21 protein-coding genes, 1 tRNA gene and 1 pseudogene are annotated in these 26,815 nt (G+C 63.6%); 14 read left to right on the forward strand and 9 right to left on the reverse strand.

The features are described 5' to 3' along the window. Positions 1-13: 13 nt before the first annotated feature. Genes DFR52_RS08310 through DFR52_RS08320 form a run of 3 tightly spaced genes read left to right on the forward strand, consistent with a single transcriptional unit; the run spans position 14 to position 2,625 of the window. On the forward strand, positions 14-1,117 hold the full coding sequence (locus DFR52_RS08310; RefSeq protein ID WP_245415260.1) for an ABC transporter substrate-binding protein: 1,104 nt from the start codon (positions 14-16) through the stop codon (positions 1,115-1,117). Next, on the forward strand, positions 1,107-1,922 hold the full coding sequence (locus DFR52_RS08315; RefSeq protein ID WP_110031479.1) for an ABC transporter permease: 816 nt from the start codon (positions 1,107-1,109) through the stop codon (positions 1,920-1,922). Before DFR52_RS08310 ends, DFR52_RS08315 begins: the two co-directional genes overlap by 11 nt. Further along, a complete protein-coding gene (locus DFR52_RS08320) occupies positions 1,915-2,625 on the forward strand; it encodes an ABC transporter ATP-binding protein (RefSeq protein WP_110031480.1) in 711 nt (236 codons plus the stop codon). The genes DFR52_RS08315 and DFR52_RS08320 overlap by 8 nt, the downstream gene beginning before the upstream one ends. 211 nt (positions 2,626-2,836) lie before the next feature. On the opposite strand, the gene DFR52_RS08325 is transcribed toward DFR52_RS08320, so the two are convergent. Together DFR52_RS08325 and DFR52_RS08330 are read right to left on the reverse strand one after the other, a co-directional pair. Then, positions 2,837-3,919 (reverse strand): ATP-binding protein, encoded by a 1,083-nt coding sequence (locus DFR52_RS08325; protein ID WP_110031481.1) that lies wholly within the window; start codon positions 3,917-3,919, stop codon positions 2,837-2,839. Positions 3,920-3,923: 4 nt separating this feature from the next. Then, entirely contained in the window at positions 3,924-4,607 is a 684-nt protein-coding gene (locus DFR52_RS08330; protein WP_110031482.1) for a response regulator, read from the reverse strand. Between the two features lie 167 nt (positions 4,608-4,774). Between DFR52_RS08330 and DFR52_RS08335 the strand changes: the two genes are divergently transcribed. The 3 genes from DFR52_RS08335 to DFR52_RS08345 are packed head-to-tail and all read left to right on the forward strand — an operon-like array spanning position 4,775 to position 9,665. Next, complete coding sequence (locus DFR52_RS08335; protein WP_110031483.1) at positions 4,775-5,959, forward strand: efflux RND transporter periplasmic adaptor subunit; 1,185 nt, start codon at positions 4,775-4,777, stop codon at positions 5,957-5,959. A gap of 11 nt (positions 5,960-5,970) precedes the next feature. Continuing rightward, positions 5,971-9,138, forward strand: coding sequence for a multidrug efflux RND transporter permease subunit (locus DFR52_RS08340; RefSeq protein ID WP_110031484.1), 3,168 nt, complete (start codon positions 5,971-5,973; stop codon positions 9,136-9,138). Continuing rightward, entirely contained in the window at positions 9,135-9,665 is a 531-nt protein-coding gene (locus DFR52_RS08345) for a GNAT family N-acetyltransferase (RefSeq protein ID WP_110031485.1), read from the forward strand. The genes DFR52_RS08340 and DFR52_RS08345 overlap by 4 nt, the downstream gene beginning before the upstream one ends. Positions 9,666-9,979: 314 nt before the next feature. Here the strand turns inward: DFR52_RS08345 and DFR52_RS24830 are convergent. Together DFR52_RS24830 and DFR52_RS08355 are read right to left on the reverse strand one after the other, a co-directional pair. Beyond that, a pseudogene (locus DFR52_RS24830) lies at positions 9,980-10,317 on the reverse strand (nucleotidyl transferase AbiEii/AbiGii toxin family protein); the annotation flags it as partial. Positions 10,318-11,064: 747 nt separating this feature from the next. Beyond that, a tRNA-Arg gene (locus tag DFR52_RS08355) sits at positions 11,065-11,141 on the reverse strand. 664 nt (positions 11,142-11,805) lie between these two features. Here DFR52_RS08355 and DFR52_RS08360 point away from each other — a divergent pair. The 3 genes from DFR52_RS08360 to DFR52_RS08370 all read left to right on the forward strand — a co-directional run bounded on the left by DFR52_RS08360 (position 11,806) and on the right by DFR52_RS08370 (position 14,864). Further along, positions 11,806-13,158, forward strand: coding sequence for a GGDEF domain-containing response regulator (locus DFR52_RS08360; RefSeq protein ID WP_110031486.1), 1,353 nt, complete (start codon positions 11,806-11,808; stop codon positions 13,156-13,158). Next, positions 13,155-14,408, forward strand: a complete 1,254-nt coding sequence (locus DFR52_RS08365; RefSeq protein WP_158284900.1) for a GGDEF domain-containing response regulator — start codon at positions 13,155-13,157, stop codon at positions 14,406-14,408. The genes DFR52_RS08360 and DFR52_RS08365 overlap by 4 nt, the downstream gene beginning before the upstream one ends. 108 nt (positions 14,409-14,516) lie before the next feature. Continuing rightward, positions 14,517-14,864, forward strand: a complete 348-nt coding sequence (locus DFR52_RS08370) for an Hpt domain-containing protein (RefSeq protein ID WP_110031488.1) — start codon at positions 14,517-14,519, stop codon at positions 14,862-14,864. A 72-nt stretch (positions 14,865-14,936) separates the two neighbouring features. Here the strand turns inward: DFR52_RS08370 and DFR52_RS08375 are convergent, their stop codons facing one another. Together DFR52_RS08375 and DFR52_RS08380 are read right to left on the reverse strand one after the other, a co-directional pair. After that, a complete protein-coding gene (locus DFR52_RS08375) occupies positions 14,937-15,362 on the reverse strand; it encodes a response regulator (RefSeq protein WP_110031489.1) in 426 nt (141 codons plus the stop codon). A 96-nt stretch (positions 15,363-15,458) separates the two neighbouring features. Beyond that, on the reverse strand, positions 15,459-19,283 hold the full coding sequence (locus tag DFR52_RS08380) for a CHASE domain-containing protein (RefSeq protein ID WP_110031490.1): 3,825 nt from the start codon (positions 19,281-19,283) through the stop codon (positions 15,459-15,461). A gap of 659 nt (positions 19,284-19,942) precedes the next feature. On the opposite strand from DFR52_RS08380, the gene DFR52_RS08385 reads away from it, so the two are divergent. From DFR52_RS08385 to DFR52_RS24470, 5 genes are all read left to right on the forward strand, one after another. Then, the gene (locus DFR52_RS08385) at positions 19,943-21,547 is read left to right on the forward strand and encodes a pilus assembly protein (RefSeq protein ID WP_158284901.1); all 1,605 of its coding nucleotides are present in this window, start codon (positions 19,943-19,945) and stop codon (positions 21,545-21,547) included. A gap of 112 nt (positions 21,548-21,659) precedes the next feature. After that, a complete protein-coding gene (locus tag DFR52_RS08390) occupies positions 21,660-22,109 on the forward strand; it encodes a DUF302 domain-containing protein (protein ID WP_110031492.1) in 450 nt (149 codons plus the stop codon). Positions 22,110-22,593: 484 nt separating this feature from the next. Next, complete coding sequence (locus DFR52_RS08395) at positions 22,594-24,033, forward strand: class I adenylate-forming enzyme family protein (protein ID WP_158284902.1); 1,440 nt, start codon at positions 22,594-22,596, stop codon at positions 24,031-24,033. Beyond that, positions 24,030-24,626, forward strand: coding sequence for a GNAT family N-acetyltransferase (locus tag DFR52_RS08400; RefSeq protein ID WP_110031494.1), 597 nt, complete (start codon positions 24,030-24,032; stop codon positions 24,624-24,626). Before DFR52_RS08395 ends, DFR52_RS08400 begins: the two co-directional genes overlap by 4 nt. Beyond that, positions 24,616-24,903 carry an acyl carrier protein gene (locus DFR52_RS24470; RefSeq protein ID WP_158284903.1) on the forward strand — a complete coding sequence of 96 codons (288 nt, stop codon included), beginning with the start codon at positions 24,616-24,618 and terminating at the stop codon, positions 24,901-24,903. The genes DFR52_RS08400 and DFR52_RS24470 overlap by 11 nt, the downstream gene beginning before the upstream one ends. A gap of 66 nt (positions 24,904-24,969) precedes the next feature. On the opposite strand, the gene DFR52_RS08410 is transcribed toward DFR52_RS24470, so the two are convergent. From DFR52_RS08410 to DFR52_RS08420, 3 genes are all read right to left on the reverse strand, one after another. Then, on the reverse strand, positions 24,970-25,215 hold the full coding sequence (locus DFR52_RS08410) for a hypothetical protein (RefSeq protein ID WP_146215564.1): 246 nt from the start codon (positions 25,213-25,215) through the stop codon (positions 24,970-24,972). Positions 25,216-25,307: 92 nt separating this feature from the next. Next, positions 25,308-26,519, reverse strand: a complete 1,212-nt coding sequence (locus tag DFR52_RS08415) for a beta-ketoacyl-[acyl-carrier-protein] synthase family protein (protein WP_110031496.1) — start codon at positions 26,517-26,519, stop codon at positions 25,308-25,310. After that, positions 26,520-26,777, reverse strand: coding sequence for an acyl carrier protein (locus DFR52_RS08420; protein ID WP_425351152.1), 258 nt, complete (start codon positions 26,775-26,777; stop codon positions 26,520-26,522). Between the last annotated feature and the right edge of the window lie 38 nt (positions 26,778-26,815).

The following is a 26,815-nucleotide window of genomic DNA, read 5'->3' on the forward strand; positions in this document are numbered from 1 at the left end:
AACGGGCAGTGAAATGCGTCTGCGCCTGGCGCGCTGCTGCCGCGCCGACCCGCCCTCCTTCCGCTCCGCCGCCGCCATTGCCAGGCTTTTTTCGCCATGGTACCGCACGCCCCTGTCGGAGAGTGCTGCCATGAAGAAGCTTGCCTGTCGCGCCGTGTTGCTGCTCCTGGTCGCGGTCTGCTCACCCCCCGCATCGGCCACCGACGTCATCCGCATCGGCGTCCTGAAGTTCGGCACCGTCAACTGGGAACTCGACACGCTCAAGCGTCACGGGCTGGACGCGAGATACGGCCTCGATGTCGAGATGGTCCCTTTCGCCGGCGAGGATGCCACCAATGTCGCCCTGCGCGCCGGCGCCGTCGACATGATCGTCTCCGACTGGCTCGACGTGTCGCGGGCGCGGACCGCCGGCGACGACCTCGTCTTCGTTCCCTATTCCTCCTCGGTGGGCGCCGTCATGGTGCCCGACCGGTCGGGGATCCGGACGCTCGCCGATCTCGCCGGCCGAAAGATCGGTGTCGTCGGCGGCCCGCTCGACAAGAGCTGGCTGTTGATCCAGGGGCTGGCCCGGCGCGAGGCGGGCATCGACCTCGCCTCCGCCAACGACATTGTCTACGGCGCGCCGCCGCTGCTGGCCGAAAAGGCCCTTCAGGGCGAACTCGACGCGGTGCTGACCTACTGGCACTACGCCGCGCGGCTTGAGGCCGAGGGGTTCCGGCGCCTGGTCTCGGCCGAGGACGCCATGCGGGCGCTTGGCGCATCCGGCCAGGTCTCCGCGCTCGGCTATGTCTTCAGCGAGGCCTGGGCGGGCGGGCACAGCCGCGCCGTCGCGAATTTCGTCAGGGCCTCGCGTGACGCCAAGGCGCTGCTCGACCACAGCGATGCAGAATGGGACCGGCTGCATGCCGACGGCGTCATCCGGGACGAGGGCCGGGCGCTGGCGGTGCTGCGCCAGCGCTACCGCGAGGGCATTCCCGACCGCGCCGCCGCCGACGACGAGGCCGACGCGGGCAGGCTCTTTGCGGTGCTCGCGGAGCTGGGCGGCGAGAGGCTTGTCGGTCCATCGCCGGTGATGGCTCCCGGCACCTACTGGTCCGGGCTGACGGATGATCACTGAGCGCCGCCCATCCCATCGGATGCACGGCCTTGGGGGCTTGGGGCTTCGGGCGCAGGCGTGGTCTGCCGCCACGTTCCTTGGCTCGCTGGCGGCGCTCGTCTTTATCTGGTGGGCGGCCGCCGGCCTGGCCGGGTCCCGCGCCTTTCCGCCGCCGCAGGATGTGCTGGCCTTCATTGTGACGGAGGCCGCATCCGGCGAACTCGCCTTTCACCTCGGCATGACGCTGATGCGGGTCGGCGCAGCCTTCGTGCTCGCCATGACCATCGGCTCGGCGCTCGGCATCGCGCTTGGCCGCCACCGCGGCGCCGATCGCTTCTTCGGCCCCTGGGTGATCCTGTTCCTCAACATCCCGGCGCTGGTGACCATCGTGCTCGCCTATATCTGGTTCGGCCTCACCGAGGCGGCGGCCATCGGCGCGGTGGCGCTCAACAAGATCCCCAATGTTGTCGTCACGCTGCGCGAGGGCGCGCGGGCGCTCGACCCGGCCTACACCGAGATGGCGACCGTCTTCCGCTTCTCGCCGTTCAGGCGTCTCCGCCATGTCATCCTGCCGCAACTGCAGCCCTATATCGCCGCCTCGATGCGCTCGGGCATCGCGCTGATCTGGAAGATCGTTCTGGTGGTGGAACTGCTCGGCCGCTCCAACGGCGTCGGCTTCCAGATCCATCTGCATTTCCAGTATTTCGAGGTCGCCGCCATCCTCGGCTACACCCTGTCCTTTGTGGCGGTGATGCTGGCCGTCGAACTGCTGCTGCTGCAGCCCTACGAGCGCGCAGCGCGCCGCTGGAGGCCCGGCCATGCTTGATGTCGCCATACGCGCCAAGAGCTTCCGGTCGGCCGACGGCACGGTGATCGAGGCGGTGGGCGACCTCCGCCTGTCCGTGCCGACCGGGCGCTTCACCTGCCTGGTCGGCCCCTCGGGCTGCGGCAAGACCACGATCCTGCGGCTGATCCTCGGCCTCGACCGGCACTTTGACGGCGAGATCGCGATCTCGGAGACGGGCGCCGTGGCGGCGGTCTTCCAGGAGCCGCGGCTGCTGCCCTGGCGCACGGTGGAGGAGAACATCCGGTTGGCGCTTCCCGGCGCGAGCGCCGGCGAGGATCTCTCCGGTCTCTTCCAGACTCTCGGCCTTGCCGGCCTGGAGACGTTCTACCCGGGCGAACTGTCGCTCGGACTTGCCCGCCGCGCGGCCCTTGCCCGGGCGTTCGCGCTCAGGCCGTCGCTGCTGCTGCTCGACGAGCCGTTCGTCTCGCTCGACGAGGCGCTGGCGGCCAGGCTGCGCGGGCTGCTGGCCGAGGTCTGGAGCGCGCGGCCGACCACCGTGCTGATGGTGACCCACAATCTGCGCGAGGCCGTCGAACTCGCCGACGAGATCGTGCTGCTGACGCCGCGCCCGGCGCGGGTGTCGGGCGTCTATCCGGTCACCGTGCCGCGCAGCCGCCGCGATGCCGCGACCGTCACGGCGCTGCTCGCCGATCTGACGGCGGCCCATCCCGGCACGGCCTGACCCAATACGCCGCGGGCGCGACGCGGATGCCCGACGATGACCGCCTGCCGGTGATCTGGACTGAACAGGCTTGCCGGACGTTCCTGCCGTTCATCACGTGGACATGTCTTGAACGATTGCAGCTGAGGGGCGATCGCATCGAGGCAACAGCAATTGGCAAAGGCGGGCTACCGGCCGGGACCGCCGTCGCTCACTCGAGAGCCATGCCCCGCTATGCATCGTGTGCGGCGGGAGAGCGTTTCGTCTTCACCAGGATCATCTCGAACAGGGCGCCGCCTCCAGGCGCGCTGCGGTAGCGAAGGCGCCCGCCATGCGCCTCCACGATCGCGCGCACGACCGACAGGCCGAGCCCGTTGCCGCCCGGCTCCCGCGGGCCCGCCGGGTCGCCTCGGACGAACGGATCGAAGACGCGGGACGCCATCTCCGGCGAGAGTCCCGGTCCCTCGTCGGCGACGCCCAGCAGGATTTCGCCGTCGTCCTCGGCGAGACGGATCGTTATCCTGCCCGCGGCCGCATGGCGTCGCGCGTTGGTGACGAGCGCCAGCAGGGCCTGGCGGATGCGTGTCGCATCCGCATCAACCACAAGGTCGGCAAGGTCGAGTTCCAGGCGGAAGCCCTTCGCAAGCAGGTCGTGTGCCATCAATTCGGCCATCTGCGCGATTTCTTGCGCAAGACGTATGGGCTCGATGCGCAGATCCAGATGGCCGCTGTCGGCGAGCGTCACAGTCCGCAGATCCTCGACCAGCCGCGCCAGCCCGTCCACCTGCAGGATCAGTCCCTGAAGCGAGCGCTCGTCCGGCTCGAAGACGCCATCGATCATGCCCTGCAGGCGTCCCTTCAGGATGGTCAGCGGGGTGCGCAGCTCGTGCGCGATCGTGGCGTTCCACAGGGCCATGTCGGCGGCCATGTCCTCAAGGCGCTGCGCCATGGTGTTGAAATCGTCGATCAGGCCGGCGGTCTCACCCAGAGACCGGTCGCCGGCCGATGCCCGCGCGGTCAGATCGCCCGCGGTGATGCGCCGTGCGCTCCAGGCAAGCGACTCCAGGGGCTCGAGAATTCGGCCCGCCAGACGCATGGAGACCATTGCAGCGATCGGCAGCGTGACGAGGATCAGCGTGCCCAGGATCGCAAGGTCGGTGGAGGTCAGCCAGCCGTCCGGTTCCGGCGTGGGGTAGAGGGTGACAATCGCCATGTAAGCGAGATAGGTGCCGAAGAAGACCAGCAGTCCGGCTATCACGGTGATGGCAGACATGGCGATGAGTATCTGCCGGCTCAATCCTGCGCGAAAGCCCATCACGTCACGCCGACAGCCGGTAGCCGACGCCGCGCACGCCGGGCAGCAGGCCCTGGGCTCCGGTCTGCTCAAGCTTCTTGCGCAGCTTGCTGAGATGGCTGTCCACCGTGCGGTCGAGCGCGTCGGAACCCGGCATGCAGGCGTCCACCAGTTCACTTCTGGTGAAGACCTTGGTCGGGTTCCGCGCCATGTGGGCCAGGATGCGGAACTCGGTCAGGGTCAGCGACAGCGGGATTGCCACGGTCCCGGCCCCGAAGCTTGCCTGATAGGCATCAAGGTCTATCGCGAGATCGCCAACCCTGAGGACGGCCGCATCGCTGGCAAGGCCGGAGCGGCGAAGGACGGCCTTCGCCCGCGCGACGACCTCGATCGGGTTGAAGGGCTTGACCACGTAATCGTCCGCCCCGATGCGCAGGCCTTGCAGACGGTCGATGTCCTTGTCGAGCGCGGTGATCATGATCGCCGGCGTGCTGCCCCGGCGTCGCAGTTCCGCCAGCACCTCCCAGCCGTCCATGCGCGGCATGGTGACGTCGAGAAGGACAATATCCGGCTTCAGCGCGAGGTGCAGGTCGAGCGCGGTGCGGCCATCGCGTGCCTGGACCGTCCGGAATCCCTCCCGCACTAGATAGGCATCCAGAATGGCCGCGATCTCCTCGTCATCCTCGGCGATAAGAACTAGGGCTGTCATGGCGGGCGGTCTCCTTGCCCTATCGATGCCATCTGCCGACAGCGGCGTCGAGGGCTTTCGGGCCTTCTCCATGAGTTCGCAACCCAACCTCCACACAGACCCAACGCAACGGAGCAATAGAGGGCGCCTCGCACCAGGCGACTGAACACCTTTCATGGAGAACCGCGATGACGCGCCGACGCCCCTCCCAGATCCTCCTGCCCTTGCTCTCCATGGTCCTGCTTCTCGGCGCCTGCACCGCCGGCGCTGACGACCGCCAGGCCGAGGGCGCTGCGGCACGGGCGGAAGCGGCGGCCGAGACGGTGCGCGTCGCCGTTCAGACCGTCCAGCCGCGAAGGGTGGTTGTGTATGACGAATTGCCGGGGCGCGTGTCGGCCCTGCGCACCGCCGAGATCCGCCCGCAAGTCACCGGCATCGTACAAAGGGTGCTGTTCACGGAGGGGTCGGAGGTGTCGGTCGGGCAGCCGTTGTTCCAGATCGATCCCGCAGCACTGGCCGCCGACGTAGAGGCGGCCTCTGCGGTGCAGGCCCGGGCGGAAGCGGACCTCGTCAACGCAAGACTCAAGCACGAGCGGGTCAAGGCGCTTTCGGCCACGCAGACCGTCAGCGCCGCCGCCCTCGGCGATGCGACGGCCACGCTGGCGCAGGCCCGGGCGGGCGTGGCCGAGGCCAGGGCCAACCTCACCCGCCGCCAACTCGAACTGTCGCACGCGACCGTCCGAAGCCCCATTGCGGGGCGCATCGGTCAGGCCCTCACCACCGAAGGCGGCCTGGCTTCCGTCGGCGCCTCGACCGCTCTCGCCGTCGTCCAGCGGATCGACCGCGTCTATCTCGACGTCCGTCAGCCCTCGATGATACGGGAGTTGCTGGAGGAGATGCTTGCAAGTGGGCGGAGCAAGGATGCCGCCGCCCTTCCGGTCGACATTCTGACGATCACGGGAAAGCCCTATGAATTCCAGGGCAAGGTCCTCTACTCCGACAGTACGGTTGACTCCGGCACGGGCAGCATCGCCATGCGCGTGGAGGTGCCAAACCCGTACCGGCAGTTGCTCCCCGGCATGTATCTGCGCGCCAAAGTACCCAACGCCATCTATCCGGACGCCTTGACGGTGCCGCAAGAGGCTGTGCGTCGGGATCCGTCGGGGCGGGCGCAGCTTGCGGTCATCGCAAACGACAACACGTCCAGGACCCGCGATGTCGGACTGGGGCCGCTGGTTGATCGCCGGTATGTGATCCTGTCCGGCCTGAAGGCGGGTGAGACTGTGGTCGTCCAAGGCCAGGATCGCACGGGAGGAGGCCAGCCGTTGGAGCTCGTTCCTTACCAGTCTTCCGCGCCCAAGACCGAAATCTGAGGACCAGATCCATGCCCCAATTTTTCATAGAGCGCCCTGTCTTTGCCTGGGTCATCGCGATCTTCATCGTCATGGCTGGCCTTGCGGCGATCCCTCAGCTCCCGGTTTCGCGCTTTCCTGTGATCGCGCCGCCGAGCATCAGCATCAATACCGCCTATACCGGCGCCAGTCCCCAGACCATCAGCGACAGCGTCACGGCGCCGATCGAGCGCGAGCTGACGGCGGTGAAGAACGTCCTCTATTTCGAATCGTCGTCCGACTCGACCGGCAACGCAAGCATCACCGTCACGTTCAAGCCCGGCACTGATCCGGAACTCGCGCAGGTCGATGTGCAGAACCGCCTGAAGGCCGTCGAGGAGCGCCTGCCCGAGCCCGTCCGTCGGGCCGGTCTTTCCGTGGAGGGGGTTGCGTCGGGATTCCTGATGATCGTCTCCCTGCGCTCCGAAGGAGGCAAGGCCGATTCCCTTTCGCTCGAAGATTATCTGGCGCGCGGCCTGGCGCCTGAGCTGAAGCGTGTGCCCGGCGTCGGCCGGGTCCAGTCCTTCGGCTCGGAAGCGGCCATGCGCATCTGGGTCGATCCCGCCCGGCTCGTCTCCTATTCGATCTCGATGGAGGAGATCACGCAGGCCATCCAGTCCCAGAACGTCCAGGTGGCGCCCGGCCGGCTCGGCGAGGCGCCCACCGTTCCCGGCCAGATGATCAGCGTTCCGCTCAGTCTCGACGGCCAACTGAAGACGCCGGATGAGTTCGCCGCCATCGTGCTGCGCTCCAACCCCGACGGATCCAGGCTGACGCTTGGCGACGTGGCCAAGGTCGAGATCGGTGGCCAGGCCATGGGCTTCTCGATCTTCGATGGCGGAAGGCCGGCCACCGCTGCGGCCATTCAGCTCGCGCCCGGTGCGAACGCCGTATCGACCTCGGACCGTGTGAAGGCGCGTCTTGCTGAACTCGCCACGTCCATGCCCGAGGGTGTCACCTATGCCGTTTCCTACGACACGGCGCCCTTCGTGAAGCTCTCGATTGCGAAGGTGGTGCAGACTCTCGCCGAGGCCATGTTCCTGGTTTTCCTGATCATGCTCCTCTTCCTCCAGAACATCCGATACACGCTGATCCCGGCGATCGTCGCGCCGATCGCGCTCCTCGGCACTTTCGCCGTGATGTGGGCCATCGGTTACTCGATCAACGTGCTGACGATGTTCGGCATGGTGCTGGCGATCGGCATCATCGTCGACGACGCCATCGTCGTCGTCGAGAACGTCGAACGGCTGATGGCGAGCGAGGGCCTGTCGCCGCGCGAGGCCACCCGCCGCGCCATGAGCGAGATCACGGGAGCGGTGATCGGCATCACGCTGGTCCTGACTGCCGTTTTCCTGCCCATGGGCCTTGCAGGCGGTTCGGTCGGCGCGATCTACCGCCAGTTCACGGTCTCGCTCGCGGTCTCCATCCTGTTCTCGGCCTTCCTGGCGCTCAGCCTGACGCCCGCGCTCTGCGCGACCATCCTGAAGCCGGTCGCGCCCCATCACGAGCGCCGGGGCTTCTTCGCCTGGTTCAACCGCGGCTTCGAAAGGCTGACCGGGCGGTACACGGCATCGGTCGGATGGCTGCTGAAGCGGACGGGCCGCGTCATGCTGGTCTACGGCGTGCTCGTCGGCGCGCTGGCGATCGGCTACAGCACGCTGCCGACCGCCTTCGTGCCGGACGAGGATCAGGGCACGTTCATGACGTCCTTCACGCTCCCGGCCGACGCCACCGCCGAGCGCACCCTTGCGCTGGTCGAGCGTTTCGACCGTCACGCCGCCACGCGCCCCGACATCGCCAACAATCTCTCCATCATGGGCTTCGGCTTTTCCGGTTCGGGGTCCAATGCGGCGATGTCGTTCACCACGCTGCGGGATTTCGATGCGCGCAGCGGCAGCACCGACCGCGAGATCGCCGCGGCCGAAGCGGCGATGCGCAAGTCCACGGAAGGCGAGGTCCTCGTCATGAAGCCGCCGGCCATCGAGGAACTGGGTACGACATCGGGGCTCTCGCTCCGCCTCGTCGACCGTGCGGGACGCGGGGCGGCAGCCTTGCAGGCTGCCTCGGAGAAGCTCGTCGCGCTCGCCGGGCCCAGCAAGGTCCTGCGCAACGTGCGTGTCGACGGCCTGCCCGACGGGCCGAGCGTCAAGCTCCACGTCGACCGCCAGAAGGCCGGTGCGCTCGGTGTCACCTTCACGGCGATCAGCGACATGCTCGCCTCGACCACGGGCTCGACCTACGTGAACGACTTTCCGCGCGCCGGAATCCTGCAGCAGGTCATCGTCCAGGCGCAGGCGAAGGACCGCATGCAGGTCGAGGACGTGCTGAAGCTGCAGGTGCGCAACGATCGCGGCGGCATGGTTCCGCTGTCCGAAGTGGTGACGCCGCAATGGTCGGTCGGCCCGCTGCAGCTCAACCGCTACAACGGCTATCCCTCGCTCAGCATCTCCGCGGACGCCGCCCCCGGCGTATCGAGCGGCCGTGCGATGGACGAGATCGAGCGGATCGCCACGCAACTTCCCCCGGGCTTCGCCGTCGAGTGGACGGGCGGGTCGTTCCAGGAACGCCAGGCCGGTGCTCAGGCACCCCTGCTGGTCGCGATTTCCATCGTCGTTGTGTTCCTCGTGCTCGCCGCCCTCTACGAAAGCTGGGCCATTCCGCTGTCGGTCATGCTCGTGGTGCCGCTTGGCATCTTGGGCGCCGTCACCGCGGTGCATCTGCGGGGGCTCGAGAACGATGTCTTCTTCAAGGTCGGCCTCATCACCCTGATCGGCCTGTCGGCCAAGAACGCCGTGCTGATCGTCGAGTTTGCCCGCAAGCTGCACGACGAGGGGTGGTCGCTTCGCGACGCTGCCGTCGAAGCCTCCCGCCTGCGGCTGCGGCCCATCGTCATGACATCGCTTGCCTTCACCCTCGGCATCGTGCCTCTGGTCATCGCCAGGGGGCCGAGTTCCGAAACGCAGAACGCGCTGGGCACCGGCCTCTTCGGCGGCATGATCTCGGCGACCATACTTGCCATTGTCTTCGTGCCGGTCTTCTTCACGCTGGCAATGCGCTTTGCCGGGGGCAAGGGCAGAGACCCGGTCGAGGCGAGCCCGGCACCAGCCGGGAACTCCGTCGCGCCTGCCGCTATCCAATCAACGAATGGGAAACGCCGATGACCGACTCACCGACCGGCCAGGTCACCCTCGACCTCGCGACCGACGCCGACCTCCCTCGCTTCCGCACGGATCTTCAAGCGGCCTTCGCCACCGCCGTGGTGGAAACGTTCGGATCGGTCGACGAGGGGCCCATCCCGTCCGATGAGGATGTCGTGGCTTCCTTCAAGGCTCCGAATGCCGTGATTCACCGCATCCTGGAGGACGGCCGGTGGGTCGGCGGGGCCGTCCTCTCGATCGACGCCGCGACGCGGCACAACTCGCTCGACTTCTTCTACGTCAATGCCGACGAACTCGGCCGCGGCATCGGCCGCAAGGCCTGGGCTGCCATCGAGGCGTGCTATCCCGATACCGAGGTCTGGACCACCCACACGCCCTACTTCGAGAAGCGCAACATTCACTTCTACGTCAACATCTGCGGGTTCCACATCGTCGAGTACCACCACGCCCGTCATCCGGACCCCGACCACCCGGCCGAGCAGGACTTCCCGGACGATGGCGGGATGTTCCGCTTCGAGAAGCGCATGTGATCCGACGGGATGGACCCGAGCCGGCTGTCTCGGCGGAACCGGAATCCGGCGGATCCGCAGCACCGTCCTGGCCGCGTCTCCCAAAAACGAACTCAGGAATATCCGGATTGCCCCATGGACGATGAGTGTGCACAAGGAGGAATGCGGCGTGTGTGTCCACTGCCGCATCTGCCATCGCGTTGCCTGCCGTTTTTCGACCGCTCATGGATGGACCCCGTCCTCCGGCAGGTTGAGAACGGCCGCCGGTGTGATGCCCGAAACGCCCGCCGACGCGCGAGGCAAGGTTGGAGGTCACAGGGCTTTTGACAGCGGACGGCGAAGGATACGACCTGCATTTCGGCATAGCCGAAGGCGTCCTTCACCGCCGGGGAACGGCGCGCGTTTCCGGCGCGAAGACGCAGCCGCGCAGGACCGGCGTCACTTCGATCTTGATCCGGGCGTCGCTGCGTTGAACGGTGAGCTTCGTGACGATCTGCTCGCGGGCATTCACGACTTTCGTGACGCGCAGTCCCGCCCGAATCTCCGCAAGCGATTCCGGCCGTCCGGCGACGAACAGGTAAGTTAGGTCGATATCGACCGACAGGCGCGGCATGTCGCGCACGAAGAGATTGATGGCCGTGCCGCCCTTGAGCGCGAAATCGCTTTGCGCCAAGCCAAACTGGCTTGGCCTTGCGACTTGCGCACGTTCACCCGCTGGGCCGAGATTGCGCAGGCCAAGGACTAACGGAAGAGCACCAGCACCCAAACCAGAACTGCCCCGCCAGATAATGATTTGGATAGTGGATTATGCAACAGGATAAAGGAAATTGATCATGGATCTTCGACGGAAAAGAAGAATGATCAATTCAGGATGCAGGATCAGGACGAACACAGGACCAAGGAAGACGGACCAAGCCTTGCCGGTAGGCTTTACCGGCTCAGAAGGGTGATGCCAGACGGAAATGGCCTCACCCTATCTGAACCTCGACCCGGACGACGTATAGATCACCCCTGCAATGATGCGAGATGTGCGCCAGATAGGGCATTTTGGGACTGGAGACTTGGAGATCATCATTCGGTCAAAGAAGGACATTGACGCCTTGAACGAGTATTTTTCGGCGAGCTATGCAGCCTCATAGGGCAATGAACGACAGCGAGGCGAGGAAGGATCAGAGCTTGCTTCAAGCTCACCAAGGAAAACCCGCTTGTTCCCCTCGGAGCCGCCTTCTTCTCGCTATGGGGGCGCGAAGGCGGCTCCGAGGAAAACAAGCTCTCTTGGTATCTCTATCTCTATCTGTCTTAGGCGCAGCGGCCCCACGGAATCGACCGGAAGTGACTGCAGATTACCTGCGCCGTGCCTCCTATGTGCTTCCTGCGCCAAGGCGCGAAGCGGCACAAATAACCTAAGTCATTGAAAATATGGCGCACCCGACAGGATTCGAACCTGTGACCTCTGCCTTCGGAGGGCAGCACTCTATCCAGCTGAGCTACGGGTGCATCCGGAACTTCGCGGCCCCGGTCATCGAGCGGGTCGATGCCGTGAAGCGGCTGGTGAGTGGTCTCATAGCCCATCATGGCGGACGCATCAATGGATTAATGGAGGAGTTTGCGGGAGGCGTTCAATAGCTTGGATTTGGCCGGTTGAGCGGAAGCCGCGCGGTTGCGGTGTGGACATTGAGCGGGCCAGGCGCCGCTCTGATGATAACAGTTCTTGAAGTCATTCAGGTTGAGAATGGAACTGGTGATCGGTCCGTCATGCGGCCCCGATTTCCTTTGCTCCATCTCGCCCCTATCGTTGCTGAACCTTCCGGCGAATTATCAAAATATAAATTTGCGCCACTGGGCCGACCCGAAATTGTTTGGTCTTGCTTTCGACGGCGTGGCCACAATTGGCTTATTAAATTCAGCCGCCGATAATTAATGAATGTTTAATATAAAAAATGAACTATTTCATATATAGAGTTAGTCTCAGGTTAAATGAGGTAAGTCTTGAATGTAGAAAATTTCAATTTTTTTATAGGCTGAAGTTTTTGATATATGTGCGTGATTGTAAAATTCAACATTGTAAAAGATAAATATATAATGAATTGTAATTTAATTGTTCGATTCACGAAAGTGGAAATCATTGGTCATATTCGAAATCTAGAGGGATTTGTTATTCATGTCGAGCGTATCAACTGCCCAGCCGACTTCACAAGCGGACCAATGCGCCTCATTTGAGACTGTATTCGACAATGTGGCCAAACCCTCTGTCCATGTAATCGGCAGCAGGGATTTCCTGCTCGCCCTGACGTACATTCTGGAACCATTGAATTACCGATCGTCCAGCATCCGGCGCAAGCGGTCCCCCGCCACTGCCCAGACCCACACTGGCCCCGGCATTTTCATTATCGACGGCTCTCTGCAGAACGCTCTGGATCTCTGCCAAGGTCTGGGTGAGGAGGTGCCAAAGATTCTGGTCTCGCCGGTGAACGCTTTGGCCTTCCGTCTGGAATGCGCCCGGGCTCATGTCAGCACCATAATCAGCGACCCGATGGATCCTGCGGAACTGGTCTACTGGCTCGAACATTTTGGCGGGCAGATGGACGACAAGCCCGCGTCGGTCCTGCTGGTGGACGATGATCCGTTGATTCTGGCCGTCTATTCCGAACTGCTGCGCGCAAACGGCATGAACGTCGCTGTCCTCAGCGAGCCGCTTGCGATTATAGAGACCATCGACCGGGCCTTCTTCGACATAATCATCATGGATCTGCGGATGCCCGGCACGGACGGAATCGAGATTGCCAAAATCATCCGCCAGCATCAGAACCATCTCTCCATCCCGATCGTGTTCCTGTCATCGGAGGAGGACAAATCCGTTCAGATGCGGGCACGCCGGTTTGGCGGCGATGATTTCATCTCCAAGCGGAGCGAACTCAATGCGCTGGTGCCGCTGATCAACCTGCGCGTCAAGCGCGCCCGTGTCATGCGGTCCCTGATAGAGCGCGATGGCCTGACCGGCCTGCTCAACCACCGGAGCTTCAAGGAGCGCGTCGGCTACGAGATTGCGCGTGCCAGCCGCACGGGCCTGCCTTTCTGCGTTGCCATGATCGATGTCGACCATTTCAAGAAGGTCAACGACACCTGGGGCCATCCCGTCGGTGACCAGGTGTTGACCATTCTGGCTCGCACGCTGGTCCGCTGGGTTCGCAACACCGATGTCGTCGGTCGCTATGGCGGCGAGGAATTCGCGGTGCTGCTTCTCGACACATCGCCGGAGGCGGTGTTCCAGGTGCTTGAGAAATTCCGGCAGCATTTCTCCGAGATCCTTTTCGACGGCCAGGGCGAGCAATTCTCGTTGACCGTCAGCATTGGCATCGCCGGCAATGCTGCCAACAGTGAAGCCGCCACGCTCATCGCGGAGGCCGATCGCGCGCTTTATCTCGCCAAGAACACCGGCCGGAATCAGCTGGTCATCGCTCATGATGCCGGCCAAAAATGCAGTCAATTTCCATGGATCGGACCAGTCGAATGAATGTAGAATTCAGTTTCGGTGTTGAAGATGGGACGGTGGATCTGAACGGCCGCTCGGTCTGTATTGTCGATGACGACCGGCTTTATCGGGCCCATCTGGCAATCATGCTGGGGCAAGCGCATCTCAGGACAATGGAAGCAGGCGACAGCGCCGACCTCACGGCCGTTCTTGAAAAGGAAATGCCTGACTGCATATTGCTCGATTGCGTGCTTGAGGCCGAGAACGGCTTTCGGCTGCACGAACAGTTGAACCTCCGCTTTTCGCGGTTGGCCCCGGTCATCATGCTGTCGGCCGATGAGTCCCAGCGAACCGCTATCAAGGCGTTCCGCATGGGGTTCAATGACTTCCTGCCCAAGCGCAACCTGCGGCTCGAGGAGGTGACCGGCGCGATCCGGAAGGCGATTGCCAAGCATGACATCGACACGGCTCGCGCCAATGAGGTATCTGCGCTGCGGCGCAACGCCCTCTTCGATGACCTGACCGGGATGTATTGCCGGGCCGAACTCGACAAGAAGCTGGAGCTGATTGGCGCGGGCAATCGACGGTCCGACAAGAACTTCACCATCCTGTCGATCCAGTTGGCCGAGTATCGCAAAATCTGCGCCAGCTTCGGGCTGGCGAACGGCGATGACGCGCTCCGCAGCTTTGCCGGCAGGATTCGCGCCAACATACGGAAGGACGATTTCTGCGGCCGCGTCGACGAAGACACCTTTCACTATGTGATGGATCGGAATTTTTCCGAGGCAAGTCTGCGCGAGCGCATGACCCGCCTGACCGAGCAGTTGACGTTCCAGCACCACATCAAATCGGTGGCGCTGAATTTAGCGCCCCTCATCGCGGTGGCGATTTCCGCCGAGCATGGAAACGACATGGCCGAAATCCTCGACCATCTCGCAGCTGAACTCGTCAGTCTGCGCGATGCCAAGCACGGAGCGACTGTCTCGGAAGATTGGAATTTTCTGCCGCCGTCATCGCACGGCGACGAAGATGCAGGCGACGAGCGGCGGGTATTCCCCCGGATGCGGACCCTGAAACCTGCCTTCATTGCCCTTGAGGAGTGGACTTCGAAGATCAACTGCACGGTGCGCAACACCTCGGACGGCGGGGCCCGGCTGCGGCTCGAGCGGCCGCTCGCGTTGCCCGAACATTTCATGCTGAAGATCACCGAATCCGGCCAACTCCGCCGCGTACGGAAGTGCTGGCACGTCAACAACGAGATCGGCGTCGAATATGCTGACGCCCTCGTTTAGCTAGGGCTTTGATTCGGCACGCCCGCGGCCGCCTGACCGCGCGCCGGAGGCAGAACCGGGCGGCATGAACAAATTCGCCCTGTGGAAAATCGAAGACGGGACGGGACAATGGCCAGCTACACGCCAAATGCAAGCGCGAGCCAGGAACTGCCTCAGGCAGCACTCGATCGCATTGCCGAGTTGCGGCGCCTTTTTATCGAGCGCTCGGATGCCAATCTGTTGCAGATCCGCAAGTTGCTTGAGCTGCGAGAAGTCTCGGGTGGCAGCCGGGAGAAGGACGGCGAGTTGATCAAGCTTGCGCATTCATTGGCGGGAGCCTCGGCCCTGTTCGGCTTTCCGGCACAGGGCGAGGCAGCCTTCAACGCCGAAACCCTGCTCAGGTCTCCAGGTTACAGCGAGGCCGAGTTTGCGCGTGTGTTCAGGGACTTGATCGGCCGGCTGTCGGCTCTCAACTGAGGCCGCGCGATCGCTGTTTCGCACCACGGGGGAAGCGGCGGAACCAGCCGTAACATGCGCCGATGCCGCCGGTCATGAGTTGACCGTGACTGCCAGAAGGTTCTTTGCCTCAGACGCAAGTGCCATCGGGTCGAACGGCTTTGAAATTACACCTGCGGCGCCCAGGGCCATGAACCTCTCGATATCCTCCTGCTGTGTCCTTGCGGTAATGAACACCACCGGAATGGCGAGTGTCGCGGGATGCCTGCGCAACTTTGCAAAGGTTTCCGGTCCGTCCATGCCCGGCATCATCACATCGAGCAGAATCAGATCCGGCAGCCACGCCTGCGCGGCCTGCAATGCCTCCGCGCCCGACTCGCAACTTTTCACCAAGATATCTGGATCCAGTTCAAGCGCCATGACGGCAATTTCACGAATATCGTCTTCATCGTCGACATAAAGGACCTTGAGCGGATAAGTTGTCCCTCCACGATCCGGCTGGCTTGGCGCTGTGTCCATGTTCTATTCCCCTGATTGGAGATGGTCGATGCTGCTTTGCGTTCAGATGACGGTTTCGAGGCCTCGTCGGCTTGCCTTGCGTCCATCCGGTGACCTTTAACCCGCCACGAGCCGCTCAATTTCACTAACGATCGTGGCCTCGGATACGCGTGACTTGACCAGCGCCGATGCCACCGACTTTCCAACTTCCTCCGACATTTCGCTTGCGGACAGGATCATGACCGGGATCGGTGGGCCGGCGCGCTCGGCGAGGGTTCGCAGCAGATCGAAACCTGACCCCTCGGCGAATTCTATGTCCAGAACGATCAGGTCGAACCTCTGATCCGCAAGAAGGCTCTCCGCGTCCTTGAGCGTGGGTGCCGTGACCAGGTCGATTTTGCCCTGCAGCGACAGGGCGAGGATGCCGCTGAGATCTTCGTCGTCCTCCACATGCAGCAGTGTCGGCGCCTCCGTCTGCCGAACATGCAGCAGCACAGGTGCAGGTTGGCCGCTCTCGGTCGCATCGGTCAGGGAGTCGGCTGCAGCAAGCGGAAAATCGACCCAGAATGTGGCCCCGTGACCGACCTCGCTTTCGAAGCCGATCGCGCCCCCCATCTGGTCCACAATCTGCTTGCTGATGTGAAGCCCCAGGCCGCTGCCACCCTTGACGCGGGTCGATGAGCCGTCGCCCTGGGAGAACTTTCCGAAAATCCGGGTCCGGAAACTCGGATCGATCCCCGCGCCCTGGTCCTTGACAGAAATTCGGACGCGCTGCTGCTGCATCCGGCTGGCGGAGACTTCGACCTGACCGCCCTTGTGCGAAAACTTGGCCGCATTCGACAGCAGGTTCGCCATGACTTGCGCCAGCCGCACCTGATCCACATTCACCAGCAGATCCGAATCGATCTCGGTGGCGCGAATTTTCACGCCCAGCTTCTCGGCATAGGGTTCGTTCGCCTCGATTGCCTGCATCAACAGCGGCTCCAGCGCCTCTCGCTTCACATCGAACCGCATCTGACCGGAGGCGATCTTGTCGATGTCGAGGATATCGTTGATGAGCAGCGTCAGCCGTTCGCAATTATTGCGGGCGATGTTGATGAGATGATTGGCCTTCTCCGGCAGGGCGCCGGACATTGACCCGGTGATCAGCCCGAGTGCGCCCCGGATTGAGGTCAGAGGCGTGCGCAGCTCGTGATTGACGATGGAGACGAATTCGGATTTCATTCGCTCGACTTCCTTGCGTTTGGTCAGATCTACCATCACGAACAGATATCCGGTTGTCTCGTGTGCCTCATTGTGCAGCGAGGTCACGGTCGACTGCACCGGGAGGCGGCTGCCATCCTTCCGGATGCAGGTCCATTCGTTTTCATCGACACCGATGGCGTCGACCTTGCTGATCAGGGTCTGGAAGCCTGGTTCAATGGCGTCGTCCAGCTCTGAAGCCAGCGTCCGCGCGCGGTCGATTATTTCCTGCGGCTCGTGCCAGAGAACAGGGGTTTCGAGGCCTATCACTTGATCAGGAAAGTAGCCCAGCGTGCCGGCGGCGGCGTCATTGAAGACGATCACTTTACCGCCCATGTCGGTGGCCACGATCATGTTCTCGGTGCTGGCGAGGATCGCCGCGCGCAGCATGCTGGCTTCCCGCAGGGCCTGGGCGGCGACGACGGCCTCGCTGGTGTCGCGAATGGTGCCGACGAAAAGCCGCGTGCCGTCGAGCATCATTTCGTTGACCGAGAGATCGATCGGAAATACCGAACCGTCCTTGCGCATGGCGCTGACCTGGCGGCCAATGCCGATAACCTTCCTGGTGCCTGTTTTCAGATACTGGCCAAGGAAGCCGTCATGGCCGCTGCGGTAGGGCTGGGGCATCAGCATTTTGATGTTCTGGCCAACCAGCTCTTCGAGCGTGAAGCCGAACAGGCGCAGCCCCGCCGGATTGATGGATTCGATCACCCCCGAGGCGTTGATGGTCAGAACACCTTCGGAGACCGTGTTCAACACGGTCGAATTGCGGATCGCTTCCTGTCGGATGCGGTCGGTCGACCTTTCCAGATGGGTCGTCTTCATTCTCGAGACGAAAGTCATGTGTGCGGCAACGGCCGAAAGCAACGCGATCAGGAAGCCGGAGATAAGGGCCGAATCGGGCAGCAGTGTTCTATGCGACTTGAGAAACGGCTCGGTCGGGGTGGTCCGGATCGTCCACAATTTGTCGAGGATCTGGATCGGGCGATCCAGCGACCAGCCGCCGGCGACAGGTTGCGCCAGGTTGCCAAATTCAAACTCCTTTTCGTCATTGAAGGTGACCATGAAGCGGTAGCGCTCCAGTGTCTCGGCGAGAATATGGCTGCTGAAAAGTTCACCCACCGAAAAAATCACGGCGAGATAGCTGCCCGGTTGCCCGTCGGTGTCGAACGGCAGGTAGGTGACGAATGCACTTTCGCCATTTGATAACCGTATCGGCAGGCTTGCCTTGGGAATGGTTCGGCGGACCGCATCCAATGCCAGGTCCCGCTGCGGCTGGCTCAGAATGGCGTCGATCCAGATCGTGCGCTCGTTGCTGGACGATTGCGCGACTTGCAGCAGGTTCCCGCCCGGTCCGACCCAAGCCAGAGCTCGGAGCCCCTTGAGATCCTTGAGGTACTTGCGCGCATCGGCTTGCCAGAGAGCGTCCGGCATGTCGGCATCCGCTTCCATTCTTCCACTCATGCGTTTGAGGGCCGAGATCTTGCCTTTGGTTTCCGCTGCAATCAGCAGATCGATCTTGTTCGTCTCGCTTGAGATCAGGGTGTGGACGTAATTGATCTCCTTTTCGTCCAGCGCGCGATAGAGCCACGCCGATCCGGCAGCCAAAACCACGAATGCCAATGCGGGCAACGCCAGCGCCTTCGCGCCGGGCCGGTTTTCATCGACCCGCGCTTCTCGGACTTTCGCGACCAGCAGGAACAGCCCGAGGAAGAACGTGACCAACAGGCCGCCGGCAAGGATGAACAATGGTGTGCTGCTCTGCCAGCGCTGTTCGAACCCACGAGTACTTTCCCAGATCACCAGCCATTTCTGCTGCATGACATCGAGATGCTCGCGCTTTTCGAACAAAGCCTTGTATCCATCAGCATACAGGACATTGCTGTCATAGATCAGCGCCTCGGGGTTTTCCGAGCGGCCGTCGTAGATCCGCAGGTTGATGGTGTTGCCCTGGCTCTTCGTCAGTTCCTTCATGAAGTTGCGGGCGATGAACGTGGCGTAGACCCAACCGTCGAAGGCGGACGGGGCCTGCGCCGATACCGAATCCGGCTGATCCCGATAGATCGGATACATGAGCAGGAAGCCGGGCGTCTTTTCCTCGTCCTGAACCAGGATGATCCGCTTCGTGATCGCGGGCTTTCCGGTGTCGCGTGCCAACTCGGCCGCCTGCTTGCGGTGCGCTTCGAAGGCGACGTTCAGGCCTATCGCCTGACGGTTGGCGAGTTCCGGCTCGTTGTAGGTCACAACATAATTGCCGCCCGCCACGCCTTTGGGGTGAATCTCGAAATTTGGTGCGCCCTCGGCGCGGATGCTGCTCAGAAAGCCGGCAATCTCGTCATCGCGCAGCGACGAGATTTTTCCCAAGCCGGTTATCCCGGGAAGATTGGTGCCGATGTTGAGGGTGTTGACGTAACGCCGCCATTCGTCGCGGGAGACATAGTCGGATCCCTGGAAATAGGCGGTCCCGCCCAGAAGCGCGTTTTCATAGGAGCCGATACGGCTCAGCAGCGCCTTCTTGCTTTCCAGCGCAAGCGATTCAAACTGAACTCCCTCTTTCTCATTGGTGGCGTCGGAGGAGACTTTCCAGGCATAGTAAGTCAGGCCTAGGGGGATCAGCAAAAAAGCCATCATGGCGATGGACAGGCGGTTCAGTGTTCCACCGGGCCGGGTCCGGCCAGGCATTTCGCCAATCTGAACCATCTCTTGGGTCTCTCTTTCCAGTTTGACTGCGCCGCGTCGACCAAAGGCGCAACTTGGCGTTATGGGACCGGCGGAGATCCCAATCGGATCTGGAACGAGAAAATTACCCAGAAAAATATCGGATGCCTCGCCGGTTGCCTCGCGCGACGGTCGTCAGAAAGCATCGGGAGTTTATTGCGCGGTTCCCGGGCGCTATAAGCTCATAATTACCCAAGGCCACAAGATACGAATTGAACTCACTAAAACAGATCGCGTTCTTAGTTCGATCACAATCCCTCACATAATAGAGTTCCTGCACTCGAATACAACGACCACTTCTAGCCAATGTGTTTTCACCGTTCTCACCGTCTCTCGCGCATCGTTGCAGAAGACCTGTTCGAAGACGACAGGCAGCTGACCCTCGTCGATATCGTCATTGTGGCTTGTCGAGCAGCGCCGGCGCCGGTCCAGCAGCGCCGGCGCCGGCATCGAGGACCGCCGCCTGATGCAGCCGGGAAGAAATGCCGATTGCTTACGAAATCTTCAGCATGCCTTCGAGAAGATTCTCTCCGGGCCGCAGGGCGCGCGATTCCATTAAGCCTCTGTTTACGAGGCGAGCATACCCGTTGCTACGAAGGTGGGACCGGTGCGGTTGCCACCCGGGTTCTGGGAGCGGTCACATGCTGAGGCGGTTTGGGGAGTTCGGGCGTCTTCTCGCGTGCGAGCGCGGCAATTTCGGCATCATGATGGCGGTGCTGGCGCCGACGCTGTTCGGCGCGGCCGGGCTGGCCGTCGACTACACCAACATGGCGCGCGCCAGGGTGGAGCTGCAGAACTCGGTGGATGCCGCCGTTCTGGCCGCATCGCGAAAGACCAGCAGCGTCGCCGACCGCAAGACCACCTATCAGCAGACGCTGTCGGCGCAGCTGGCCGCCAATCCGGACATGACGCTCGCCAGCCAGAGCATCGACCTCAAGATCGGCATCAACTACATCGAATCCACGGGCCACGCGTCGGCCACCATCCCGCTGATGTTCATCGGCAAGTTCATGCCCAACACCGTCTCCGTGACCGCCTCGACTTATTTCTCCACCCGTGACATCGAGCTGGCGATCGCGCTCGACAACACCGGCTCGATGGGCACCGGCGGCATCTCGGCACTCAAATCGGCCTCGCATGCGCTCATCGATGCGCTGAGCTCGATCGACACCAGCACCCAGAGCCTCAAGGTCGGCCTCGTGCCCTTCGTCACCGCCGTCAACGTCAATGGCGACGGCTTTGACGCGAGCTGGATCGACACTACCGGCAAGGGGCTCTACAACGGCTGGACCTTCCTGACCGACGCCCAGCGCACCAAGCGGAAATCCAGCGGCAACAACAACTCGGATTTCACCGCCGCCACCTATCCGCACCACAGCAATCTGTTCGCCTGGTCGAAGACCACCTGGAAGGGCTGCGTCGAGGCCCGCCCCGCGCCCTACAACACCAACGTGGACGCACCCGACCCGGCCAAGCCGAACACGCTGTTCGTGCCCTATTTCGCCGCCGACGAGCCGGGCAACCGGAGCAGCGCCGGCGGCAACAGCGCCACCGCGTTCAACAATTCCTGGCTCAACGACAGCGTGTCCGGCGACGATGCCTCGGTCCAGCGTTCGACAGCCAAGTACAAGAGCGAAACCGCGGTGACCAAGGATTTCAAGGACACGACGGGGCCGCTGACGCTCGGCCCGAACCGTGCCTGCCCGACGCCGATCGTGCCGTTGACCTCCACCCTGTCCAAGGTCAACACCGGCATTGACGCCATGCAGTACTGGAACGGATCGGGCACCAACATCGCCGAGGGCCTGGCCTGGGGGTGGCGGCTGCTCTCGCCGACCGCGCCCTACACCGAGGCGGCCGACTTCGATACCGAAAAGGTCTCGAAGATCCTGGTCATCATGACCGACGGCACCAATGTGTCCTACGGCTCGAGCAGCACCGTCAACAAGTCGGACTACGGCTCCTACGGCTTCCTGTCCGACAAGCGCATCAACTCGACCACCACCCAATCCGACGCCGAGGCCTATCTCAACACATCGACCGCCAGCATGTGCACGGAGATCAAGAAGCTCGGAATCGAGGTCTATACGGTGCTCTACAACACGACAGCGTCCTCCGTGGTGACGATGTTCACCAACTGCGCCACGCGCAAGGAGAACTTCTTCATGGCCAGCGACGTTGCCTCGCTCAAGAGCGCCTTCTCCGCGATCGGCCAATCGGTGTCGGGCGTCCGGCTGACCAATTGACCGCTCATCCCGGTCTCGGCTTTCGACAGTCGGGACGAAAGGGGCTATCCTCGCTGCGATCCGTGATGGATCGGGCGGCGGGAATCGGCCCGCCAGCGATCGGGAGGGACGCATGCTTCGCCTTGCTTCAACTGTATGTCTGGCGCTGGGACTGATCGGCGCAGCCGCGGGCGCGGCTTTCGCCGGGGGCCAGTCCACCAGCTATGTCTTCGACGGCAGTTTCGAGGACGCCGCCTTCGGCGTCGAGAACGCCATCGTCAACAAGGGCCTCGTCGTCGACCATGTCAGCCATGTCGGCGACATGCTCAGCCGCACCGGCGAGGACCTCGGCAGCGATGTCGAACTGTTCAAGGCCGCCAGCATCTACCTGTTCTGCTCGGCCAGGCTTTCGCGCCAGGTGATGGAGGCCGATCCCGGAAACATCGCCAATTGTCCCTATGGCGTTTTCGTCACCGACCGCGACGGCCGCGTCGAGATCGGTTACCGCAACATGCCCGAGCCCAGCATGGCGCCGGTGGCGGAGCTGCTCGACAGCATCGCCCGCGAAGCCGCGGGCCAATAAAGCCGGTCGCGACCGCCCCCGGGCGTCGCCAGAGTGGCCGGGCCCGCATCTCCGCCGGCGCCGGAAGGTGAGGTGACCCGGTACTTTACATCGGGCCCGGCAGATGGAATCATCCCGTATCGTGAATCGACCGTCCGGCAATGTCGCCATGTCAAAGCGGAGACCCATCAATGCCACGCAAGCCCTATCTGAAGCCCAGCCTGACAAAGCATTCCCTGAAATTGCAGACGGTGACGGCGGCCACGCCTCCGTCCCAGATCAAGCCCGTCTGAGGCGGTCGCGGGCGAGGCTGCATGAAACCTGGGGCAGCGGGCCGGCACGGTCCGTTGCCTTTGTCCGTCCGCGGCACCGCCGGCTGACAATCCGGTGATGGATCCAGAAGTCTGTTTGCGCCGGACGCATTTCATGATCTGATCGACACGGCGACCGGAGCGAAGCTCCGGTCGCCGGCCTGATGCCAGGATCTGATGCAGCAAGGGTGCGCGTGAACCGAACCGATCCCTCCCTTTGTTCCATGCTCGGCGCCGTTCCCGGGACAGCCGCGCTTGTCGATGTCAGGAGCGGCGAGCGTGTCGGCAAGGCGCGGCTCGTCGAGCTTGTCGCACGCCGCACCGGCGAATTCGCCGACATCGGGGTGAGACGCGGCGACCGTGTCATCGTCGCCGAGGCCAATCCGCTGCAATACCTCGTCTCGATCTTGGCCTGCTGGGCCGGCGGCCATGTGGCGGTCGCGGTCAACCCGGCCATCTCCGCTCACGAGCAGCAGAATGTCATCGACATGACCGGTGCGACCTGTTTTCGCGGCGACTGCAGGGCAATCGTCGCGCAGGCGGAGGAGCCGGAGACCGCGGCGCCGTCGCCGCTGCATCCCGACGAGCCCGCCCTCATCCTGATGACATCGGGCACCACCGGCCGGCCCAAGGGCATCGTGCATTCGCTGCGCGGGCTGACGGCGCGGATCGCGCTGAACATTGCCCATCTCGGACGACCCGTGCTCAGCGACACGCTCTGCATGTTGCCGGTGTTCTTCGGTCATGGCCTCATCGGCAACGTGCTCACGCCGCTTCATGCCGGCGGCACGGTGCTGATGTGGCCGACGCCGGACATGGCCGAGCTGCGTGGCCTCGGCGCGCTCATCGACGACCACCGCATCCGTTTTCTCTCCTCCGTGCCGACCATGTGGAAGATGGCGCTGCGCCTTGCCGAACAGCCGAAGCGACCGCTTGAACGCATCCATATTGGCTCCGCCCCGCTGTCCGCCGGCCTGTGGCAGCAGGTCTGCGACTGGGGAGGCACAAGGCAGGTCTTCAACATGTTCGGGATGACGGAGACCGCCAACTGGATCGGCGGCGGTGCGATCGACGAGGGCGGTGCCCGCGACGGCCATGTCGGGCAGATGTGGGGCGGGAGCGCGGCCATCCTCGCCGACACCGGCGACATTCTCCCCTATGGTCGCGGCGAGGTGCTGGTCCAGACGCCCTCGATCATGCTCGGCTACTGGCGCCGTCCCGATCTCGACGCCGAAGCCTTCATCGGCAACTGGTTCCGCACCGGCGACATCGGCGTGCTCGACGAGGCCGGAACGCTGGCGCTGACCGGCCGCATCAAGACCGAGATCAACCGCGCCGGGATCAAGATCCAGGCCGAGGAGATCGACATGCTGCTCGAACGCCACGAGGCGGTCGCCGAGGCCTGCGGCTTCGGCATTCCCGACCCGGTGTCCGGCGAGGCGGTCGCCGCTGCCGTCGTGCTGAAGGCCGGCGCCGAAGCCGATCCGGAAGCCCTCAAGGCCTGGTGCCGGCGGCAAGCCCGGCCGGATGCCGTGCCGGCGCGGATCGCCATCGTCGAGGCGATTCCGCGCAACGATCGCGGCAAGGTGGTCCGGGCCGATGTCCGGGCGTTCGTTGAAGGGCGGATGTCGTGAAGCGCCCCGCCGCCACGCGCGTCGGGCTTGGCGACCCGCTGGAGACGGCGCGTTTCATCCTCAGGCCGCTCGGATACATCGAGGCCTTCCGGCTGACCGCCTCCTGGCGCAACGATCCGGAGGTGCTGATCGCCCTGTTCCAGTCGCTCAAGCCCCGTTCGCTGCGCAAATGGATGCGCTCGCCGCTGCTGCCGCGGCCAAAGGTCCGCTTCGCCTATGCCATCATCGACAGGGAAAGCGGCCGGTCCATCGGCGTGCACACCGTGGCGTTGTCGGGCTACCGATCAGCCTATTTCACCGTGGCGGTGAGCGACAGGGACTGGTGGGGAAAGGGCGCCGTGCTCGAGACCCGGGCAACGCTGATCAACCATTTCATCCGCCATGCGGGCACGGAGCGCTTCTTCGGCATGGTGCATGGCCGCAACCTGTCCTCGATCTTCAATTACCAGCGGCTGGGGTTTTCCCATGTGGGAAGCTGGCACCGGCACAAGCAGGATCCGGTCAGCGGCGAGATTTTCGACGTGGTGCTGTTCGAGTTGTTCCGGGAGCAGTGGCAGGCCGGACCCTTTGCGGAGGCGATCGATGAACCATGAAGCCGAAGCGCGCCGGATCGCGGCGGAAGCGCTGCAGGCACAGGCTCCCCTGTCCATTGACGACACCATGGCGTCCCTGCCGCAATGGGACAGCCTTTCCCATATGAGGGTGATCCTGGAACTCGAGGCGGCGCTCGGACGGCAACTGTCGGTCGAGGAAATCATGTCGGTCACCAGCGTGCGAAGCATCGCCGGCCTGCTGGCGGCCGGGCAGGGTGGCGAGGGCTCTGATAACGGCCCTGCAGAAGCGATTGACAGCCCAAACAGGGATTGCTAACGCATCTCCCGACGGCTGTCCGGCATCCCGCAGGCAGCGTGCCGGGAGCTGAAAAATGAAGCGTGCCTATGTGAAGCCCGTATTGGTCAAGTCGAAACTGACCATCCAGTCCGTGACTGCGGCACCCTGCATCAGCGATTCCTGCGCATAGGCTGCTGCGCCCGGCGGCGGCCGGGCCGGTCCGTCCCGCCTGGCCATCCCCTCGATCGGGCGACGGAGACAGCCGTCGCTCTTTTCGGGCGCCACCACAGTCTGCGGCTGCTCGCGCACCGCGGGCTGCCGACGGCATTGACGTGCGTAGGTGAAACGCATCCCGCATCGTCTGGAAACGCTCGGCGCCTGAAACCCGCTGGCCGGTCGGCGCATGAATCGGGCGGCAATATCGCACGCCGGCACCCGCCCATCTACCAGGCGCGGAACGCCACCACGGCATTGGCGCCGCCGAAGGCGAAGGCGTTGCTCAGCGCGACATTCACCTTACGCTTGCGCGCCACGTTCGGCGTCACGTCGAGATCGCAGTCGGGATCGGACTCGGTGTGGTTGGCTGTCGGCGGCACCACCCCGGTGCGGATCGCCTGGATGCAGGCGATTGCCTCGATGGCGCCGGATGCGCCCAGGCAGTGGGCATGCATCGACTTGGTCGATGACACGGAGATCCCGTCGGCATGCGGGCCGAACACGGACCGGATGGCCTGGGTCTCGATCCTGTCATTGGCCTGGGTGGCCGTGCCGTGGGCGTTGATGTAGTCGACATCCGATGGCGAGAGTCCGGCATCCTTGAGGCAAAGCCGCATCGCCTCGGCCGGTCCCTCGACGCTTGGCGAGACGATGTCGAGCGCATCGGCGCACATGCCGACGCCGCAGATCTCGGCGAGGATGGTGGCGCCGCGGCGCGTGGCGCTTTCCAGAGTTTCCAGCACCAGCGCCCCGGCGCCGTCGCCGAGTACTAGGCCTTCGCGGTCGCGCGAAAACGGCCGGCAGGCCGTTTTCGCCATGATCCGCATCGATTCCCAGCCCTTGAGCACGCCGTAGGACAGCGGCGCTTCGGCGCCGCCCGCCACGATGGCGTCGGCGCGCCCCATGCAGAGAAGATCGAAGGCCGTGGCGAGCGCGTGGTTGGAGGAGGTGCAGGCCGAAGTGACGCCGAGCACGGGACCCCTCAACCCATGGATGATGCTGGTCTGCATCGCCGCGGATGCAGGCATCGCCTTGGGCACTGTGAAGATCTCGGTGCGCTTCCTGCCCTCAAGGAACACGGAGCGATAGCTCTCCTCCACCGCATCGGCGCCGTAGACCCCCGTGCCGATGACGGCGCCGACGCGCATGTCCGCTTGCGCGCGCGCGTCGAGCCCGGCCTGCGCCAGGGCTTCGCCGGCGGCGATGATCGAAAGCAGCCCGAAGCGGCCCATCGATGCCAGCTGCCGCCGGTCAAGTCCGGCATCGGGAAGCTCGCCGATCTGGCCGGCGATGGTCGGCTTGAGATCGTCCATGTCGGCAATCGCCAGAGGCGTGATGCCGCAGACGCCGTTGCGCATGGACTCCCAAATCGCGGTCACGTCCGTGCCCAGGCAGCACAACCCGCCCAGACCGGTGACCACCACGCGCGCCCGGCTCATTCAGGCATCCTTGCCTGTGAGGACGGCGACGAGGGCGACGATGTTGTCGACGGTCTTCAGTTTCTCCCAGGCGGCCACGGTGTCGAGCTCGACTTCGATGTTGAAGCTCTCCTCGATGTCGAAGATGATCTCGGTCAGGTCAAGCGAGTGGATGTCGAGATCGGCAAGCGCCGTGTCGTGCGTGATCGAAGCAGGGTCCAGTTCGGCCCGCTCGGCGATGATGCGCCGCGTGGTTTCAAATATTTCCTGGTTTCTCAATTCCCACAGCCCTTTCCCGCGTTTCGACCTGACGATTG

Origin of the sequence: Hoeflea marina (assembly GCF_003182275.1) — a bacterium.
Taxonomy (GTDB): domain Bacteria; phylum Pseudomonadota; class Alphaproteobacteria; order Rhizobiales; family Rhizobiaceae; genus Hoeflea; species Hoeflea marina.